24 protein-coding genes are annotated in these 16,895 nt (G+C 61.8%); 21 read left to right on the forward strand and 3 right to left on the reverse strand.

The window, feature by feature from the left end; genetic code table 11:
• Positions 1-588: helix-turn-helix domain-containing protein (locus HMPREF9463_RS01155; protein WP_035136696.1), on the reverse strand; the 588-nt coding region annotated here is incomplete at its 3' end.
• A 232-nt stretch (positions 589-820) separates the two neighbouring features.
• A complete protein-coding gene (locus HMPREF9463_RS01160) occupies positions 821-1,357 on the reverse strand; it encodes a hypothetical protein (protein WP_035136697.1) in 537 nt (178 codons plus the stop codon).
• Between the two features lie 222 nt (positions 1,358-1,579).
• On the opposite strand from HMPREF9463_RS01160, the gene HMPREF9463_RS01165 reads away from it, so the two are divergent.
• From HMPREF9463_RS01165 to HMPREF9463_RS01260, 20 genes are all read left to right on the forward strand, one after another.
• Complete coding sequence (locus HMPREF9463_RS01165; protein ID WP_148334131.1) at positions 1,580-1,846, forward strand: helix-turn-helix domain-containing protein; 267 nt, start codon at positions 1,580-1,582, stop codon at positions 1,844-1,846.
• A complete protein-coding gene (locus tag HMPREF9463_RS01170) occupies positions 1,803-2,513 on the forward strand; it encodes an adenine nucleotide alpha hydrolase family protein (protein WP_148334132.1) in 711 nt (236 codons plus the stop codon). The genes HMPREF9463_RS01165 and HMPREF9463_RS01170 overlap by 44 nt, the downstream gene beginning before the upstream one ends.
• Positions 2,503-3,081, forward strand: coding sequence for a hypothetical protein (locus HMPREF9463_RS01175; RefSeq protein WP_035136700.1), 579 nt, complete (start codon positions 2,503-2,505; stop codon positions 3,079-3,081). Before HMPREF9463_RS01170 ends, HMPREF9463_RS01175 begins: the two co-directional genes overlap by 11 nt.
• Before the next feature lie 256 nt (positions 3,082-3,337).
• Positions 3,338-3,577, forward strand: a complete 240-nt coding sequence (locus tag HMPREF9463_RS01180) for a hypothetical protein (protein WP_035136702.1) — start codon at positions 3,338-3,340, stop codon at positions 3,575-3,577.
• Between the two features lie 5 nt (positions 3,578-3,582).
• Positions 3,583-3,996: a hypothetical protein gene (locus tag HMPREF9463_RS01185; RefSeq protein ID WP_035136703.1), complete on the forward strand. Its 414-nt coding sequence runs from the start codon at positions 3,583-3,585 to the stop codon at positions 3,994-3,996.
• Positions 3,980-5,257, forward strand: coding sequence for a hypothetical protein (locus HMPREF9463_RS01190; RefSeq protein WP_035136704.1), 1,278 nt, complete (start codon positions 3,980-3,982; stop codon positions 5,255-5,257). The genes HMPREF9463_RS01185 and HMPREF9463_RS01190 overlap by 17 nt, the downstream gene beginning before the upstream one ends.
• Position 5,258: 1 nt before the next feature.
• Positions 5,259-6,698, forward strand: a complete 1,440-nt coding sequence (locus HMPREF9463_RS01195) for a phage portal protein (protein ID WP_052043986.1) — start codon at positions 5,259-5,261, stop codon at positions 6,696-6,698.
• The gene (locus tag HMPREF9463_RS01200) at positions 6,679-7,110 is read left to right on the forward strand and encodes a hypothetical protein (protein WP_035136705.1); all 432 of its coding nucleotides are present in this window, start codon (positions 6,679-6,681) and stop codon (positions 7,108-7,110) included. Before HMPREF9463_RS01195 ends, HMPREF9463_RS01200 begins: the two co-directional genes overlap by 20 nt.
• Positions 7,103-8,626 (forward strand): minor capsid protein, encoded by a 1,524-nt coding sequence (locus HMPREF9463_RS01205; RefSeq protein WP_035136706.1) that lies wholly within the window; start codon positions 7,103-7,105, stop codon positions 8,624-8,626. The genes HMPREF9463_RS01200 and HMPREF9463_RS01205 overlap by 8 nt, the downstream gene beginning before the upstream one ends.
• The gene (locus HMPREF9463_RS01210) at positions 8,623-8,832 is read left to right on the forward strand and encodes a hypothetical protein (protein ID WP_035136707.1); all 210 of its coding nucleotides are present in this window, start codon (positions 8,623-8,625) and stop codon (positions 8,830-8,832) included. Before HMPREF9463_RS01205 ends, HMPREF9463_RS01210 begins: the two co-directional genes overlap by 4 nt.
• A gap of 92 nt (positions 8,833-8,924) precedes the next feature.
• Positions 8,925-9,185: a thioredoxin domain-containing protein gene (locus HMPREF9463_RS01215; RefSeq protein WP_035136708.1), complete on the forward strand. Its 261-nt coding sequence runs from the start codon at positions 8,925-8,927 to the stop codon at positions 9,183-9,185.
• Positions 9,186-9,342: 157 nt separating this feature from the next.
• Entirely contained in the window at positions 9,343-10,044 is a 702-nt protein-coding gene (locus HMPREF9463_RS10315; protein WP_052043987.1) for a DUF4355 domain-containing protein, read from the forward strand.
• A complete protein-coding gene (locus HMPREF9463_RS01225; protein WP_035136710.1) occupies positions 10,031-10,345 on the forward strand; it encodes a hypothetical protein in 315 nt (104 codons plus the stop codon). Before HMPREF9463_RS10315 ends, HMPREF9463_RS01225 begins: the two co-directional genes overlap by 14 nt.
• A 16-nt stretch (positions 10,346-10,361) precedes the next feature.
• Positions 10,362-11,450 (forward strand): major capsid protein, encoded by a 1,089-nt coding sequence (locus HMPREF9463_RS01230; protein ID WP_052043988.1) that lies wholly within the window; start codon positions 10,362-10,364, stop codon positions 11,448-11,450.
• Between the two features lie 2 nt (positions 11,451-11,452).
• Entirely contained in the window at positions 11,453-11,797 is a 345-nt protein-coding gene (locus HMPREF9463_RS01235) for a hypothetical protein (RefSeq protein ID WP_052043989.1), read from the forward strand.
• Positions 11,794-12,108, forward strand: coding sequence for a hypothetical protein (locus tag HMPREF9463_RS01240; RefSeq protein WP_035136711.1), 315 nt, complete (start codon positions 11,794-11,796; stop codon positions 12,106-12,108). The genes HMPREF9463_RS01235 and HMPREF9463_RS01240 overlap by 4 nt, the downstream gene beginning before the upstream one ends.
• Positions 12,096-12,461, forward strand: a complete 366-nt coding sequence (locus HMPREF9463_RS01245; protein ID WP_052043990.1) for a hypothetical protein — start codon at positions 12,096-12,098, stop codon at positions 12,459-12,461. Before HMPREF9463_RS01240 ends, HMPREF9463_RS01245 begins: the two co-directional genes overlap by 13 nt.
• Before the next feature lie 9 nt (positions 12,462-12,470).
• On the forward strand, positions 12,471-12,890 hold the full coding sequence (locus HMPREF9463_RS01250) for a DUF5072 family protein (RefSeq protein ID WP_052043991.1): 420 nt from the start codon (positions 12,471-12,473) through the stop codon (positions 12,888-12,890).
• 16 nt (positions 12,891-12,906) lie between these two features.
• Entirely contained in the window at positions 12,907-13,446 is a 540-nt protein-coding gene (locus HMPREF9463_RS01255) for a phage major tail protein, TP901-1 family (protein WP_052043992.1), read from the forward strand.
• An 11-nt stretch (positions 13,447-13,457) separates the two neighbouring features.
• The gene (locus tag HMPREF9463_RS01260; RefSeq protein WP_035136713.1) at positions 13,458-13,919 is read left to right on the forward strand and encodes a hypothetical protein; all 462 of its coding nucleotides are present in this window, start codon (positions 13,458-13,460) and stop codon (positions 13,917-13,919) included.
• Here HMPREF9463_RS01260 and HMPREF9463_RS11025 read toward each other — a convergent pair.
• Positions 13,916-14,251: a hypothetical protein gene (locus HMPREF9463_RS11025; protein ID WP_198019887.1), complete on the reverse strand. Its 336-nt coding sequence runs from the start codon at positions 14,249-14,251 to the stop codon at positions 13,916-13,918. The two genes, HMPREF9463_RS01260 and HMPREF9463_RS11025, sit on opposite strands and share 4 nt — an antisense overlap.
• A gap of 46 nt (positions 14,252-14,297) precedes the next feature.
• On the opposite strand from HMPREF9463_RS11025, the gene HMPREF9463_RS01270 reads away from it, so the two are divergent.
• Positions 14,298-16,895 carry a phage tail protein gene (locus tag HMPREF9463_RS01270; RefSeq protein WP_035136716.1) on the forward strand — a complete coding sequence of 866 codons (2,598 nt, stop codon included), beginning with the start codon at positions 14,298-14,300 and terminating at the stop codon, positions 16,893-16,895.

The raw sequence follows: 16,895 nt of genomic DNA on the forward strand, positions 1-16,895 counted from the left end.
GTAGCCGACCTTGCGCCTGAGCTCCATGTTGGTCATGCCGTCGTAGCCCGCCGAGACCCAGCGGTAGATGGTCGACGGCGACAGGTCCACCGGGCCGCCGTTGCGCGCCGCCATCTGCTCGGGCGAGAGCCCCCGGCGCAGGCAGTCCCTTATCGCCTCCAGCCTGGCCGCCGCGGCGGGCTCGTCGGCGTCTATCCCGCGCCTGGACGAGACGAGGACCGAGTCGGCGCACAGCTGCGCGGCCCGGGCCTCGTAGAAGACGTGGGGGCGGCGCTTGCAGCCGATCGCGCGGTACCGGCCGCAGCCGTTGCAGCATCGCGGCCACGCGGCCAGGCGCGGGCAGGCCGCCGACAGGTCGGCGGAGGCGTCCACGCGCTCGCCGCGCCTGGGCTTCGGCGCCGTCACGAACCTGTGCGACGCCACCTCGGCGCTCACCGTCGAGGGCGACCTGCCCAGCTCCCTCGCGATCTCCCTGCACGACGCCCCGCGCTCCAGCATCCTCTGGACCGTGTCCCGCTCGTGCCTCGTGAGCCTTCCGTAGGCCCTCGGGACCGCCCTCGCGGAGCCCCTATTCTTCTTTCCGGACATGCCGTCCTCCGATCTCCCGGGGCCGGCCGGTCCGGCCCTCAGGGTATCGGGTTCCCACATTCATCCGCACATGTGCGGATGAATGTGGGAAGTGTTCGGATGAAGTTGATAATCAAGGCTGTGAGTAAAGGGGCGGGAGCTTCTTCTGTAGCTCTTTCGTGAGTAGCTTCTGCATGTTATGATCTCCTGTGTGTTGTCGTGGGAGGCCCCTTCTCGGGGCCTCCTGCTTGCCCTAGGCCGCCTGCTCTGCCGGTCTGATGGGGTTAACCTCGCCAATGTTCCAATCAATGACCTTGGCACTCTGCCATTTGCCTTGATCGTCCATGTAGTAGAAGCCATGCTTCCCGAAGTACTTCCTGACCTTTAAGGCCCCTGACTCGATGCCATCGGCTATGACCTGCTTTCGCAGATCCTTCACCATGTAAATAATGGCCTCCTCGTCGCTGTTGGCCTTGAATGCCTCGGTGATCTGGGCCAGATAGTTGTCGCAAGCCCTCATGATCTCCACCGGCTCGTAATCTGCCCTGGGGATCTCCTGTATTGGCCTGTGCTTCGTGGCCTCCACTGTGTACCTGCCAAGGTCTGGGTAGGCCATGTACTCGTTGACAAGCTTCAGGGCTGTTGCAAGCTCTAGGCCATCCTTTCGGCCCTGGGGGCCTTTCCTGAAGTAGCCTCGTGCTCTCATGCCCTCTACAATGGCCAAGATCGTGTGGTTGCTTACCAGCTGACCACCTACCATCAGATCCAAGCTCTCTTGCTTCCCTGCCATGCTGCATCCTCTCTTCGGTTTTATAGGTGCCTGTCGGCTTCCTGGTGGCCTCTGTGGCCCCTGCTGACAGTTGATAGTATTGCACAATAGTTACTGTGCATAAGTGAGAATTGCACAATAGCTACTGGGCCACACAATATGCACACAATAATAAATGTGCTAGCACTTTAGCTACTGTGCTATAATCATGTGCAATAGTGATCAGATCTGAAGGGAGGGTGAATGACACCAACAGAGGCGCTTAGGGAAATGCTCGACCGCTCGGGCATGAGCATGTACGCGCTTTCCAAGGCGATGGGCAAGAGCCGCAACTACATCGGGAACACGCTCAAGCAAGGTTCCGACCTCGGAGCGTCCGGCCTGGCCGAGATGGCTTCTCACATGGGCTTTAAGCTCGTGCTCGACGGCTCGGGAGAGCCGATAGAGATAACCGAGAGGAGTGACGATGCCGACGATAATCAAGGGCCAGCCAACAAGCGCCGAGGTTAGGCGCAAGCTCAAGGAGGAGGGACGGCCCGTCGTGCTGTCCTGCTCGCTTGGCAAGGACTCGCTGGCAGCGTGGATCGCGCTTGAGGACGAGGGTATCGAGGTAGTGCCCATCTACTACTGGTCCATCCCAGGCCTTCCGATGGTCGAGCACAACGTGAAGACGATCGAGGGCGTTTTCGGCGTGAAGATCCACCAGTACCCGCATCCCAGGTGGTCGAGGACGCTCAACAACTGCGTGTTCCAAAGCCCCGAGCATTGCGACGTGATCGAAGCGGCGAACATGCCCGTGTTCGGCTACGACGACATGCGCCCGTTCATCCTGGAAGACCTCGGGCTTCCAGAGGACACGTGGTTCTGCGATGGCGTTCGCGCCTGCGACAACCCCTACCGCCGCGCGAGCCTCACCAAGCACGGCCTCATGAAGCTCACCACGCGCAAGGCGTCGGTGGTTGCCGACTGGACGAAATCTGAAGTGATGGCGGCGATCGATAGGCGCGGAATCGGCCTGCCGCCTGATTACGAGTTGTTCGGGCGAAGCTTCGACGGATTGGACATGCGATTCATGAAGCCGCTGCGCGAGAAGCGCCCGAAGGACTTCGAGGTGGTCAAGCAGTGGTACCCGTTCATCGAGGCCGACGAGAAGAGGTGGGCGCACTATGGGCTTTAAGTTCGAGAAGCCGCAGAAGGCGAAGGCCGAGAAGAAGGCCGTTGAGGCAGCGCAGCTCACCGATCACCAGAAGGAGTACCGAGACCGCGAGAAGCGCGAGGAGAAGCGCTTCCAGATGGCCGTCGATTCCGGCTTCTGGATCTGCTTCTGCTTCCATGACCAGGCCGATAGGGACAAGTTCGCCGACCTGGTAAAGGCCGACGAGGACGGCTGGACTTACGGCGACGTCATCCGCCCCGTGTTCACCGAGCGAATCGGCTTGCAGAATAAGCGGCAGTTCAAGCCCAAGGAGCAGAAGGGCACACCCGTGCCGAACCCGCTTGCCGGGATCGAGCCCACGGGTGACCTCGAAGCCGACAGCTTCGCCGAGGCGAACGCAATCCTCAAGGCATTCCAGGCGATTGAGGTGAAGCCCTACTACGAGAACGTTTGGAGCAGCGTCTACCACGTTGTGTGCGTGTTCCGCGATTCAGACGACCTTGAAAGCTTCATCAGGGAGTACGCGCTTGCCAAGTACGGCGACCTGTACATGGACGGCTCGAAGATCCTTGGGGCCATGGGCGAATAGGCCAATCTCACGCGCATAGGAGAATCTAAGGCGACCTACGGGTCGCCTTTTTTGTTCCCGAAAACGAGAGGAGGCAGGCATGTTCGGTCGCATCCGTGCCGCAGCAGGCAACATCGCCAACCGAGTCCGCTCTGCGTTCAGCCGCAGCCGTGGCAGCTCTTCTGGCCGCTCCTCCTACTAGAGGGGGCACCCGGGCGCAGCGCTAGCCGTTGCGCCCTTTCCATCTGAAAACGACAACCGATAGAGAGGAGCTGAAATGGCCGCGAAGAAGGACAAGCCGACGCTGCCCGAAGACACAGACTGGCCCAAGGAGACCGTCGAGTGGTTCGAGGCGTGGCGCTCAAACCGTTGCAGCGACCATTGGGACGACCGCCAGCGGCAGTACGTCATGGACACGGCCATCGTCCACGCCCTCGTCTACGGCTCCAACGACTTCGGGGCGCTGGCCGAGCTTCACAAGCGCCTGGCCTTCATGGGCCTCACGTTCGAGGACTGATCGCCGTGAACGACCAGAACCTCATCAAGCCCAAGAGGGATCAGACCGCAGAGCAGCGCAAGGCCGCAGCATCGAAGGCCGGCAAGGCGGCTGCGAAGAAGCGCCGCGAGAAGAAGCAGATGCAGGAGATAGCCAAGATCGTGCTGCACATGCCGTTCGAGGGAACGGACGCGCAGCTGGATGACTTGGAGGGCCTGAGCTTCGAGGACTACCCCGACCGCAAGCTCACGGTTTCCGAGATCTCGATCCTCAAGGTCGCCAAGAAGGCGATGCGCGGCGATATAGCTGCCATCCAGTTCCTGCGCGACACCGCAGGCGAGAAGCCCGTGGAGCAAATCGAGGTATCCGCCGACATCGGGGCCGCTTGCGACGAGATCGGCAAGCTCATCGAGGCGAAGCGCAATGCCGACAAGGGCTGACCTTATCGACCTGGTGTACGACTGCCCCGTTGACATCGCCGTGCGCCTCGGATTCGACAAGCTGACGTCTTTGCACAACGAGTGGATCAAGGACATGGTTTTCGGTACCGACGACGAAACGATCCAGGCGCACCGTGGCAGCTTCAAGACCACGTGCCTAGGCATCTCGTTCGCGTTTATCATCGTGCTGTTCCCCGGCCTGCGATCCATGTTCCTGCGCAAGACGGACGACGACGTGGCGGAGGTCATGGCGGCCACGGCAAACGTGCTGCAAACCGACTACTTCCGCGGCATCGTGCGCATGCTCTACGGCGTGGAGCTTGAGCTTACGAGGGCCACGCAGTCGTCCGTATCCACCAACCTCAAGCAGGGCGTGTCTGGCGCTCCGCAGCTGCTAGGCCTGGGATGCGGAGGGTCACTGACCGGCAAGCACGCAGACCGCGTGTTCACAGACGACATCGTGAACGTGAAGGATCGCGTGTCGGCGGCGGAGCGCGAGCGCATCAAGCTGATCTACCAGGAGTTGCAGAACATCCGAAACCGTGGCGGGCGCATCTTCAGCACGGGCACGCCGTGGCACAAGGACGACGCGTTCCAGCTGATGCCGAACATCCGCCGCTGGGACTGCTGGCAGACGGGCCTCATGAGCCGCGAGGAGATCGAGCAGGTGCGGGCCAGCATGTCGCCGTCCCTGTTCGCGGCGAACTACGAGCTGAAGCACATCGCCGACGAGGACGCCATGTTCACCAACGCCAAGTTCTTCAAGGAGCCTGAGCTTCTGCGAGACGGCATAGGCCACATCGACGCGAGCTACGGGGGCGCGGACTTCACGGCCTTCACGGCCATATGCAACAGGGGCGGCATCTGGTACTGCCTCATCCGCATGTGGCACAAGCACGTGGACGACTGCCTGGACGAGATCATCGGGATTTGCAAGGCGCTGCGCATCGGCTCGATCCACTGCGAGATGAACGCCGACAAGGGGTACCTGCGCAAGGGCATCCTAAAGCGCGGCAGGCCGTGCGTGGGATACCAGGAGAAGGAGAACAAGTACCTGAAGATCAGCACGCACCTTCGCAGCGAGTGGGCGAACGTGCGGTTCCTTGACTGCGACGAGTACCCGCTTGACGCAGAGGCGCTGAACCAGGTGCTCGACTACAACGAGAACGCCGCGCACGACGACATGCCCGACTCCCTGGCGTCCGCGATCAGGCAATGGGAGAACCGACCCGGCATAAAGACCTTCAAGGGAGGTATCTGATTTGAGCCACGAGTTCCATTCCTTCTACTACGACCAGATGCAGCGAGAGCCGTCCACCGACGACTTCCGCCTGCCCGCTGGAACCGAGATGACCGAGGAGCTGCTTCAGCGCCTGGTTGACGAGTTCGAGCAAGACCACAAGCCGCGCTACGAGTACCTGGACAAGGTGTACGACACGCACTACGCGATCTTCGACCGATCATGGCGCAAGAAGCCCGGCTACAAGCCGAACAACCGCCTGTCTGCCGACTTCTGCTACACCATCACGGACACGTTCGAGGGCTACTACATCGGCGTGCCCATGACGCTTTCGGTCAAGGGCGAGGACGACGGGCGCAAGAAGGCCGTGGAGGCGTTCATCGCCGACTATACGGCGAGAAACTTCCAGGAGGACGTGGACGCTGAATTGTCGGAGATGGCGTCGAAGTTCGGCCATGCCTACGAGATGCTGTACCAAGACGACGAGGGCTTGCCGCGATCCATCGCGGTGTCTCCGCTCACTTCGTTCATGGTCTACGACGATTCCGTGCTGAAGCGCCCCATGTTCTTCGTCCGCTGGTTCTACGGCGACGACGGCGCTATCAAGGGCAGCTATTCCGATGCCCATGAGGTAGTGCCGTTCAGGCGCGGCGATGCCGGCTTGGAGTTCGGCGAGGCCGAGAGCCACAGCTTCGGCAGTGTGCCCGCCGTCGACTTCCGTCAGAACACCAAGGGGCGCGGCCTCTACGAGGGCGTGCTTTCCATGGTCGAGCAGTACAACGCCGTGCTTTCCGAGAAGGCGAACGACGTGGAGTACTTCAGCGACTGCTACCTCGTGGTCAAGGGCAAAGAGCTTACCGATGACGAGCTGGTGAACATCCGCGAGAACAAGGTGATCAACCTCTTCGGCGAGTCCTTGGAGGGCCTTGACGTGGTGTTCCTGGCGAAGCCCAACGCCGACTCCGTGCAGGAGAACCTTATCAACCGCCTTGAGCAGCTGATCTTCAAGATGGCGATGGTGCCCGACATCACTTCCGACAGCTTCGTCACCGCCTCTGGCATAGCGCTCAAGATGCGCATGATGCCCATGAGCAACCTCGCCCGCAAGAAAGACCGCAAGTTCAAGCGCGGCGTGCAGGAGCGCCTGAAGCTCCTAGCCGCCTATCCGTTGAGCCAGGGCTTCAGCGGCGACGATTGGCAGATGGTCGATGTGACCATGCACCGCAATATGCCCGACGACTTGCAGAGCGAGGCATCGGTTGCTGGGCAGCTCTCGGGCATCGTGTCCGAGGAAACGCAGCTTTCCGTGCTCTCCTGTGTGAGCGATCCCAAAGCCGAGATGCAGCGCAAGCGAGACGAGCAGGAGGAGAAGGCCAACGCGGTAAGCGATGGCTATCCAACCAACCGAACGATCGAGACCAACCAAGAGGAAGGAACCAACGATGAAGGTAGCGACCTATAGCCGAGGCAAGCAGCTTGCCATCCGCGAGGAGCCGGGCGGCGAGATCATCGGCACCATGGGAAACATGTCGGCGGCGCGGGTGGAGTCCGTCGCCGACGGCTGGGTCGAGCTGACGATGGGCGGATACGTGCGCGAAGACCTCGTGAGCATCTACGGCCTAGTCGATATGACAACCTACAGCATCAAGCAGCCCGAGACAGTGCCAAAGGAACCGCAGCAGGAAATGGATGCCGTCACGCCTGCCGAGCAGCCAGGCGAAATCGAAGCCAAGGAGCAGCCGGCAGAGGACAGCGGCGAGCTTGGCAGCATGAAGCTCAACGACCTGCGCGAGCTTGCCCGCAACAGCGGCGTGAAGATCCCGAAGAACGCCACCAAGGACAAGATCATCGAGCTGTTGCTTTCCAATGAGTAAGCCGAGCGACGAATACTGGCGCGAGAGGCGCGACGAGTTCTTGCAGCAGCTGACCAAGGACGAGGCCGATCTATCAAAGCGGCTTTCCAAGGTCTACGCATCCGAGGCGGCGAAGCTCGACCGCATGATCGCGGCCTACTACGCCAAGTACGGCGAGGGCAAGGTGATCGAGTACCGCCGCCTGCTGCAATCAATCAGCGCGGAAGACCGCACGCTGCTCATGGAGCGCATGGACGAGTTCGCCAAGAAGTACCCGCAGTACGCCGACCTCATGCCGGTGCGCGAGAGCATCTACCGCCTGAACGAGCTTGAGGCCATCCAGATGCAGATACGCTTGCAGCAGCTTGAGATCGGTGCGATCGAGCAGGAGGAGTTCCGCAGGCACTTCGAGGAGCAGGCGCGGCGTGCCGCCAACATCGCAGCCGAGGAGCTTGGCTTTGGCAAGGAGTTCTACCGCTACGACTCCGAGGTCGTGCGTGCGACGGTTGGAGCTGCCTGGGCGGCGGGCGGAGACTTCTCGGCCAACATCTGGGCGAACCGCGAGAAGCTGGCGAGCTACCTCAACGACGACTTCTCAAAGCTGATCGCACGCGGCGTCTCGTACGACGAGATTTCGCGCGAGCTTCGCCAGAGGCTCAACCACAGCGGCGCGAAGACCGCCATGCGCCTTGTGTACACAGAGGGAACGTACCTTTTCAACGAGGCGCAGGCACGCGTGCACGAGTCGGAGTTCGACAGCTATGCGCTGTCGTGCATCCACGACGGCAGGGCCTGCGAGGTGTGCCGCGAGCTTGAGTCCTACCAGAAGCAGCACCCGGCGAAGTTCTCCGAGCGCATGCCGGGCACGAACTTCCCGCCGATGCACCCGTGGTGCCGCTGCTCGTACACCCTTGAGGTTGCCGACTGGGACAAGTGGATCGACGATTACGTTGCAAAGCGCGGCGGAGATTCGGCGACCCACGCCATGACGCTGCGATCAAATGCCATGGTTCGAGAACCTGCCACCACGTCCCTGCTCGAATCGCTTCAACGCGCCGGCTCGACGCTGGCGGGACTTGATTTCAGGCTCAAGGGCCAGCAGTCGTTGGCGCGGAAGATCCGAACGGACTCGCACAAGCTCGACGTGAGCGAGAAGGATGCATCCGATGGCATAAACGATGTGCTGCGCTACACCTACGTGCTGCCCGTGGAGTCGTTTGCTGACGAGTTCGCGCGCATCAGGCAGGCGCTTGAGAAGGCAGGCTATACTGTAATCAAGGTCAAGAACACGCTAGGTGACGCGGCAAGCGCCTACCGTGGCGTCAACACGCAGTTCGAGACGCCCGACGGCTTCAAGTTCGAGCTTCAGTTCCACACGAAGCAGAGCCTCGACGTGAAGGAGCGCAACCACGCGCTCTACGAGGAGGAGCGGCTTGAGGACACCCCGCTTGAGCGCAAGTGGGAGCTTCGCCGCGAGATGGCCGACAACGCCGCCAGGATCAAGACGCCGCCGAACATCGAGGAGGTTCGCAGATGATCTACTACACAGACGACTCCCGCAGGCGCGTGTCACGCTTCGACGCGGAGCAGCAGGTATGCGAAACCTACGACTTCACGCTCGGGCGCTGGGTGTTCGACACCGAGGTGTTCGGAACACAAAGCGGCGACCTATGGCTGGACGAAATCGGCCAGAAAGAGGCCGAGACAATCATAAGAAAGCGCGACAAGGCGCTGCACCGATAACAATCAGGCGAAAACCGAATAGACATCTCACCTCAACGGCACAATCAAGGCCCCCAACACGGGGGCCTTTTCTTTTGCGTCAAGGAGGAGCCATGGAGATCGAATACATCACCCGCGCTGGGTGCCCGTCATGCGAGGCGTACCGCCGTGCTGTCATAGAGCCGCTGTCCGAGGAGTACCCGGGGCGCGTGAGGGTTCACCGGGCATGGGACGGCTTCATGGAGAGGCTGAACAACGCCGAACGCATCACCCGCGTTCCCATGGTGGTCGTCACCGACGGCGGGCGCGAGGTCATGCGCCTGCTTGAGATGCCAACGCTTGAGCGCCTTGAGGACATCCTGGAACCCGCCTGACTAGCGAATCTCACGCATGAAGGACACTCGCATGGTCAAAGACCGACCGAGCGTTGAAGTCGATAAAAGCCACGGTTCGGGCAGGCGTGGAACCCGCTAAAAGCTACGGAAAACGTGCAGGCATGAGCCACGAGAAACCTTATGGAGGGTGCGAAGCATGGCAAAGGACGGAAACCGACAGAAGTTCGCCGGCGTAGCTGGCGGAAACCTCACACCGCCGCAGCAAGGCGGAGACGAGGGTGCAGGAGGCGCGGCCGATGGGACCGGAACCGACGGCGCAGACCCCAGCGACGGCCAGCAAGGTGAAGCCGAAGGCCACGATGGCGAGGAAGGCAAGCCAAAGCCGAAAGGCAAGACCTACACCGACGCCGACGTGGACGAGATCGTGAAGAAGCGCATCTCGCGCGAGCGTGCGCAGATCGAGAAGCAAATCCGCGAGCAGATCAAGCAGGAGGCAGACGACCAGCGCAGCGAGGCCGAGAAGCTTGCTGGCATGAACGACTTGCAGCGTGCGCAGTACGCGCTCAAGAAAGCCAACGCCGAGAAGGCGGCGCTTGAGCGCCGCATCAACCTGTCCGAGCAGATGGGCGTTGCACGCGCCGAGCTGAAGGCCGCTGGCATCGACCTCGGCGACGAGCTTCTTTCCATGTTCGTGACGGAGAAGGCGGACGACACCAACGCCGCGATCTCCAAGGTCAAGGAGCTTTTCCCCAAGGCGGTAGACGCCGCAGTGCAGGAAGTGCTCAAGCGCGAACCGCCCAAGACGGGCAGCGAGGGCAAGCCCCAATCCTTCGGCGCGAGCTTCGCAGCCGCATACAGCAACCGAATGAACGGAGGAAAGAAAGATGCCGCTCAATAAGGCGTTCACCTACGGCGAGTCCGAAAGCATCCTCGATTCCGAGGTGGGCATCGTCGCTAAGACGCGAACCGCTACCCAGGCCATGGCCAAGGAGGTAGACGGTCGCAAGATCATCAAGGCCGGTGCGCTGTTCACCGGCACCGACGAGTTCGGCGTGTTCCTTGAGGACTACGACATGACGGACACCGACAAGTGCCCCGTCGCCGTGATCTTCCAGGGCCGACTCAAGGCCGACAAGGTATCCACCGAGGCCAAGGCCAAGAAGGCGGACTTCGCCGCCGCAGGCCTCTACCTCGTGTAAGAAAGGAGCAGCTTAGATGCGTCCCATTTCCGAGCTCATCACCGAGCGCGACATGCTCGACTTCTCGCAGGGCTTCAACGTCCAGCGAAACTACCTCGGCTCCCGACTGTTCCCGGATCAAAAGACCCAGTACATCGAGGCCGAGTACTCCCGCATCGTGGAGAACGGCAACCTTCCCACCGTGGCAATGATCCACGGCTTCGACACCGAGGCGCACATCGCCTCCCGCGTTCCGTTCGAGCGCGTCGTCACCGAGCAGCTGCTCATCAAGGAGAAGATCAACCTCACCGAGCGCCTGCGCCTCGTCACGCGCGGCCTCGACATGCAGATGGACTCCGTGCGCCGCTACTGCTTCGACGACGTTGCCCGCATGGCAGAGTCCGTCGTCGCCCGCGTCGAGAAGGCCAAGATGGAGGCCCTTTCCACGGGCAAGATGACCATCAACGAGAACAACGTCTCGATGGAGGTCGATTTCGGCGTCCCCAGCGACCAGAAGGTAGCCACCAAGTGGGCCGTCGCCGACGCCGACATCATCGGCGACATCGACAAATGGGTGACCATCGCCAACGGCAAGGGCCAGACCCCCACCGTCGCAATCACCTCCAAGAAGGTGTTCTCCCTTATCCAGCGCAACGCAGCCGTGCAGAAGGCGATCTTCGGCATCAACGGTGCCGGCATCCTGCCGAGCCTCGCGCAGGTCAACAACCTGCTCGCGCAGCAGTTCAACGGCCTCACGCTGAACATCGACGAGGAGCGCTACGGCGTGATCGACACCGCCGCCGACTCCATGAAGGTTACCCAGGGCCGCTTCTTCCCCGAGGACAAATTCGTCATGTGCTCCGTCGGTTACGACGGCTCCGTTGGCACCGGCCTTTGGGGCGTAACCCCCGAGGAGCTTGAGCAGGGCGGCGCGTTCGACGAGAAGCGCCAGGAGCAGTACGTCACCTGCGTTCGCTGGGACACCCAAGACCCGGTTGCCACGTGGACTAAGGCCTCCGGCCTGTTCATCCCCGTGCTTCCCAACGTCTACGGCCACATCATCGCCACCATCGACACGACCTCCGAGCAGGCGCTCGAAAATGGCGATCGCCCGGTAGAGGGCTAGCCATGGCATCCCTCGCAGACCGCGTAAAGGCGCGTTACCTGGAAGACGAGGCAGTGCCGGCAGACGCCGTTATCGAGGAGATGATCGCGACGGTATCAGACCGCCTGTGCATCCGTCTCAAGGTGGCCGAGCTGCCGCGCCTCGCCGAGTCGATCGCCGTGGATGCGGCGATCAAGGCCCTGCGCCTGCGCGGCTACGAGGGCAGCACCTCCGAATCTGCATCGGACGGCGGCAGCATGTCGAACTCCTTCGTTGACGACGTGCTGTCCGCCTATTCCGCCGACATCGAGGCCCTGCGCGATGCGTGCCATCCCAAGGGCATCAAGTTCATGGGGGCGCGGCGATGAGGTGGTACAGGGCGGCTGCGATCAAGCGCGAGCAAACGGGCACCGACGAGCTGCACAACCCCGTGTGCTCCGAGGTGTCCGCCTTCGACTTCTTCGTTCGCGTAGGCCCGTGGCACAAGGTCAAGGCAGACAACGCGGGCAACGCCTACGACGGCGTTACCCGCTCACTGCTCACCAAGAGGCCCGCAGCAGACTTCGGCGGAATGTGCGCGGTCGAGGTGAAGGGCCACGCCTACGAGCTGGCGAACGTATCAGCGGACGGCGATACGACCGTCCTCACCGTGAAGGGGTTCAAGCCATGGGTTTTGTGATCCAAGACGTGAACGACCTCGCGGGAAAGCTGAAGCGGCTTTCCTCCGTGCGCTTCGATGCGGTCATCACGAAGAACATGGCCCAGATCTTCAACCGTGGCAAAGCCGACGGCGGAACGCCCGTATCGACCGAGAAGACCAGGCCGGGCGGGCCGCACGGCGAGCTGCGCATGTCGCTAGGCCACTCGGGAGACACCGTTGGCTACACGAAGAGCTATGCGCCGCACGTCGAGTACGGCCACCGAACCGTGAACGGCGGTTACGTGCAGGGCCAGCGGTTCCTCAAGCGGAACGTGGACACGCAGCGCCCGATTTTCAAGCAAGACCTGATCGACCAGCTGAAGAAGCTCTAAGGAGGAACGATGCCGCGAGCAGTGCAGCGCCTAAGCCTGGCCGTGTTTCTCGGTTGCCTCATTGACGCGATCGAGCAGGGCACCGGCACGAAATGCTACGACAGCCCCGAAAACAGGGCTTCTCCGCTATACAGCGTGGAGCTTCAGAACACGCAGCCAGAGAACACCAAGACCATGTACATCGACGCGATCAGCGTATGGGTTCACTGCATAAGCGAGCCTGTGCGCCCGTACAGCAACGCAAAGGTTCTCGGCATGATCCAGCGCCTTGAGCAGGCGCTTGCGGATGGGTTCGAGCTGCCCGAACCGTTCTCCCTATACCGCACGACCTTCGACGGCGTGCAGACGCTCAAGAAAGACGAAACCGACGAGGGGCACGCGATCGTGGGGGTAACCTTCCGCGTTTGCTACGGCCTCCGCGTCAAATAACGAGAAAGGGGCCGCAATGGCTTCCGTTACCGACAACAAGCTCGTTGGGTGCGACTTCGACTCCGCCACCGCAAAGGCGCTCAACGGCAACGACATCGTGGCGCTCGTGACAGACAGCACGGGCGCGAACCTTCTGGCCGTGGCGGGACAGCAGGGGCTTTCCTTCAACCTCAACCAGGACACCACCGAGGCGGCCACCAAAGACGACGCCATCGGCGGTTGGAAGCTGCGCTTCGCCAGCAACAAGGACTGGGACGCGTCCATCGACGGCCTCTACTCGCCCGACGACGAGGCCACGAAGATGGTCGCCAAGGCGCTCGCCGACGGCACCTACCTCTGCCTGAAGATCTGCAAGCGCATCCGCTCAACCGCGAACACCAAGTACGTCCCCCTGCGCATGGGCCTGGCGATTGTCACCTCCGACACCTTCGAGGCGCCGAACGACGACAACACCACCTATTCCATGGAGTTCCAAGGCTCCGGCAAGCCGTGGCTCTACGAGACCGCGACCGAAGACCAGATCACCGCAGCGACCGTGACCGTCACCAACGACTAAGGAGCACACGAATGGCAGAAGAGAAGGATTTCGACGAGTTCATCGAGGGCAACGAGTCCGACGAGGAGCTGGAAGACGCCCTCGAAGATTCCGTCAAGGAGGAGTTCAAGGGAGAGCTTGAGCAGGACATCGAAGAGATGGAGCGCGCAACGTTCACCGTCAAGGGGCGCGAGTGCGAGATCGCCTTCACGCGAAAGCGCATCGACCTCTACGAGGAACGCCACACGCCCATCATCGCCTCTTTCTACAAGAACGACGGCATGTTCACGTTCAAGGAGCTTTCCGCCATTGCCGGCTACGGTCTGAAGCTCGTGGGCGGCGGCTACTTCATCCCGAACAAGGGCGAGGAGATTGTTAACAAGCTGATCGAGGCCAACGGCTACCCCGCCGTGTACCAGGCCGTGATGCTGGCCCTTCAGCGCGACTGCGCTTTTTTATTCATGGGCGCACAGAACGCGCTCTCACTCGCCTAACGGGCTTCGAGTACTTCAAGACCGTTCAAAAGCGCGGCGAGGATGCCGAAGACGCCGCCCTGTTCCACAGGGAGGCCGATTTCGCGTTCTTCGCCGCGCGTCTCGGCTGGGACTACGAGCAGTACGCCCAGCACACGCCCGTCCAGCTCATGTTCGTGCGCAAGGAGCTTGAGACCGCGACGGTTCGCGACTCCAACCTGCTCAAGGATGCGGTTCAGGTCGCCGTAGCCAACTGCCTTTCCAAGAAGACCTACAAGCTCTGGCAGAAGCGCAACGGCGAGTTCCGCGAGACGGACTTCACCCACGCCGAGATCGACGCTCTGAAGGAGCAATACCGCAAGAACCCGCCTTGGACGCCATGGGGAGGTGCGAAACCGAATGGCTGATTACGTTCTATCCGCAAAGGGAACCTACGACGGCTCCAACATGGACGGCGGCCTCGACAAGTCCGCATCCAAATTGAGCGGCCTCAAGGACACCGCCAAGTCCGTAGGCTCGCAGGTGGCGGGCTTCTTCGCTACAAGCTTCGGCAGCGTCGGAAAGTCCATCGCCACCGCGATCGGCACGGTGACCGCAGGCGTCACAACGCTAGCCGCGACCGGCGGCATGAGCCGCGCTCTCAACATCGAGAAGGCGCAGGCCATGTTCAAGGGCATGAAGCTCGAATGGGGCGACTTCTACCAGACGATCCAAGATTCCGTAGACGGCACCGCCTTCGGCTTCGACACAGCAGCGACGGCTGCGGCGCAGCTGGCGGCTTCCGGCGTCGCGGCAGGCTCCGACATGGAAAAGGCCCTCAACGGCTGCGTCGGCACAGCCGCAACGTTCTCTCAAGACCTCGGCGACCTCTCGTCGATCTGGGCAAAGGTTGCCGCCAACGGCAAGCTCTCGGGCGAGCAGGTGGCCCAGTTCACCGATCGAGGCATCAACGCGATCTCCGTGCTGTCCACCTATCTCAGCAAGTCCTCCGACGAGGTCTCCGCCATGGTCACAGCCGGCAAGATCGACTTCCAGACGTTCTCCGACGCCATGTACGCGTCTTTCGGCGATTCCGCAAAAGCAGCCAACGAGTCGTTCACCGGCTCCATGGCGAACATGAAGGCGGCGCTTTCCAAGATCGGCCAGGACTGGATGACCCCGCTCAAGGACTCCGCCATCCCCGTGTTCAACTCCATCCGCGGGGTTCTCAACTCGTGCCGCGCGGCCCTCAAGCCGCTTTCCACGGCTTTCGGCGAATTCCTGGGCGTCACCTACGATGCCCAGGGCAACCTCACGCGCACCGGCGGAGCAGTCGAGAAGCTTTGCACGTTCCTCGACGGGCTGGCCGAGAAGATCAAGGGCGTAGACTTGTCGCAACTCGGCACGGGCGGACAAGTTGCCGCTGCTGCTCTTGCGGCGCTCGCTGCCGTATCCCTCGGCGGGCTTATCGGCCAGATCCCCGTTCTCGGCGCTTTGGCGAACTCGCTCACGGGCGGGATCATTCCTGCAATTAAGGGTGTTGCCACAGGCTTTGCGGCGCTGAGCGCACCTGCCGCCGTTGCCGTTGCCGCTATCACTGCATTTGCGGCGATCTTCGCTTACAGCATGGCCACCAACGAGGCGTTCCGAAACCAAATCATCGGCATAGCATCCAGCATCGCGTCATCGCTTGCCCCCGCGTTCCAGTCGCTCACCGGGCTTGCCGAACCGCTCCAAGGTCTCTTTGCCGCCGCCGTTATCGTTGTGAACAGCTTCGCGCTCGCACTTGGCGGCCTGGTGGCTGCGGTGGCCCCTGTGATCGCCACCATTGTTTCGGGACTCGTGCCGATCATCAGCACGATCATCGACGCGGTGGGCCAGATCGCGCTCGTGATAACGACGACGCTCTGCCCGATTATCCAGCAGGTTACCGACCTCATAACGGCCAACATGCCCGTTATCCAAGAGGTCATCACCGGCGTTCTGACGGTGATCCAGACGATAATCAGCACGGTTCTGCCCGTCATGGTCGAGATCTTCAGCTCAACCATGGCCGCCATCCAGGCCGTTATCGATGCCGTCTGGCCGTACATCTCTGCAATCGTCACGGCGGCGATGAACGCCATCCAGGCAATCGTGACGATTGTCCTCGGCATCATCAACCAGGACTGGGGCAGCGTGTGGAACGGCATCCAGGCGCTCGCTTCGAGCGTATGGATCATCATCGAGAACATCGTCAACGGCGGTGTCGTGTTCATCCAGGCGGTCATCACGAACGGCCTTGCGCTGATCCAAAGCGTCTGGGATTCCATCTGGTCGGCGATCGGCGATTGGGTGGCGAACCTCTGGAACACGATCAAGTCCGTCGTGCAGGGCGGCATAAACAACGTCAAGTCGTTCATCTCAAGCGGCCTCTCGACCGTGCAGGGCCTTTGGAACTCGGCATGGAGCACCGTGCAGAGCATCCTCAACAACGCTTGGAGCGGGATCACCAACGGCGTTTCGAGCGGCATCAACTCCGTGGTGAGCTTCGTTTCCTCGATCCCCGGGCGCATCGTCGGCGCACTCGGCAACCTCGGCTCACTGCTCTACAGCGCCGGCAGCTCCATCGTGAGTGGCCTGCTCAACGGCATCAAGTCGACCATCGGCGGCGTCTACGACTTCGTGTCCGGCATCGCCGGAACGATCGCGAGCCTGAAAGGCCCGAAGCGCAAGGACTTGAGGCTCCTGATCCCCAACGGCGGCTGGATCATGCAGTCGCTCGAAACGGGCCTCAAGAAGCGCTTCGAGGGCGTGAAGGACACCGTTTCGGGCTTCGCCGACGAGCTGAGCATGTCGTTCGGCGGGCCTGATGTCACCTACGAGACCGGAGCCGCAGCCGCAGTCGGAGCGGTGGCCGGCGGCGACACCTATTACATGACCATCGACGGCAACACGGCAGACGCAGACATCGCGGTGGCTAACGCCATCGACGTGCTGGTATCCGCCGCACGCCGCTCTTCCACGGCGAGGAGGTAG

Source organism: Collinsella sp. 4_8_47FAA (assembly GCF_000763055.1).
Lineage (GTDB): Bacteria > Actinomycetota > Coriobacteriia > Coriobacteriales > Coriobacteriaceae > Collinsella.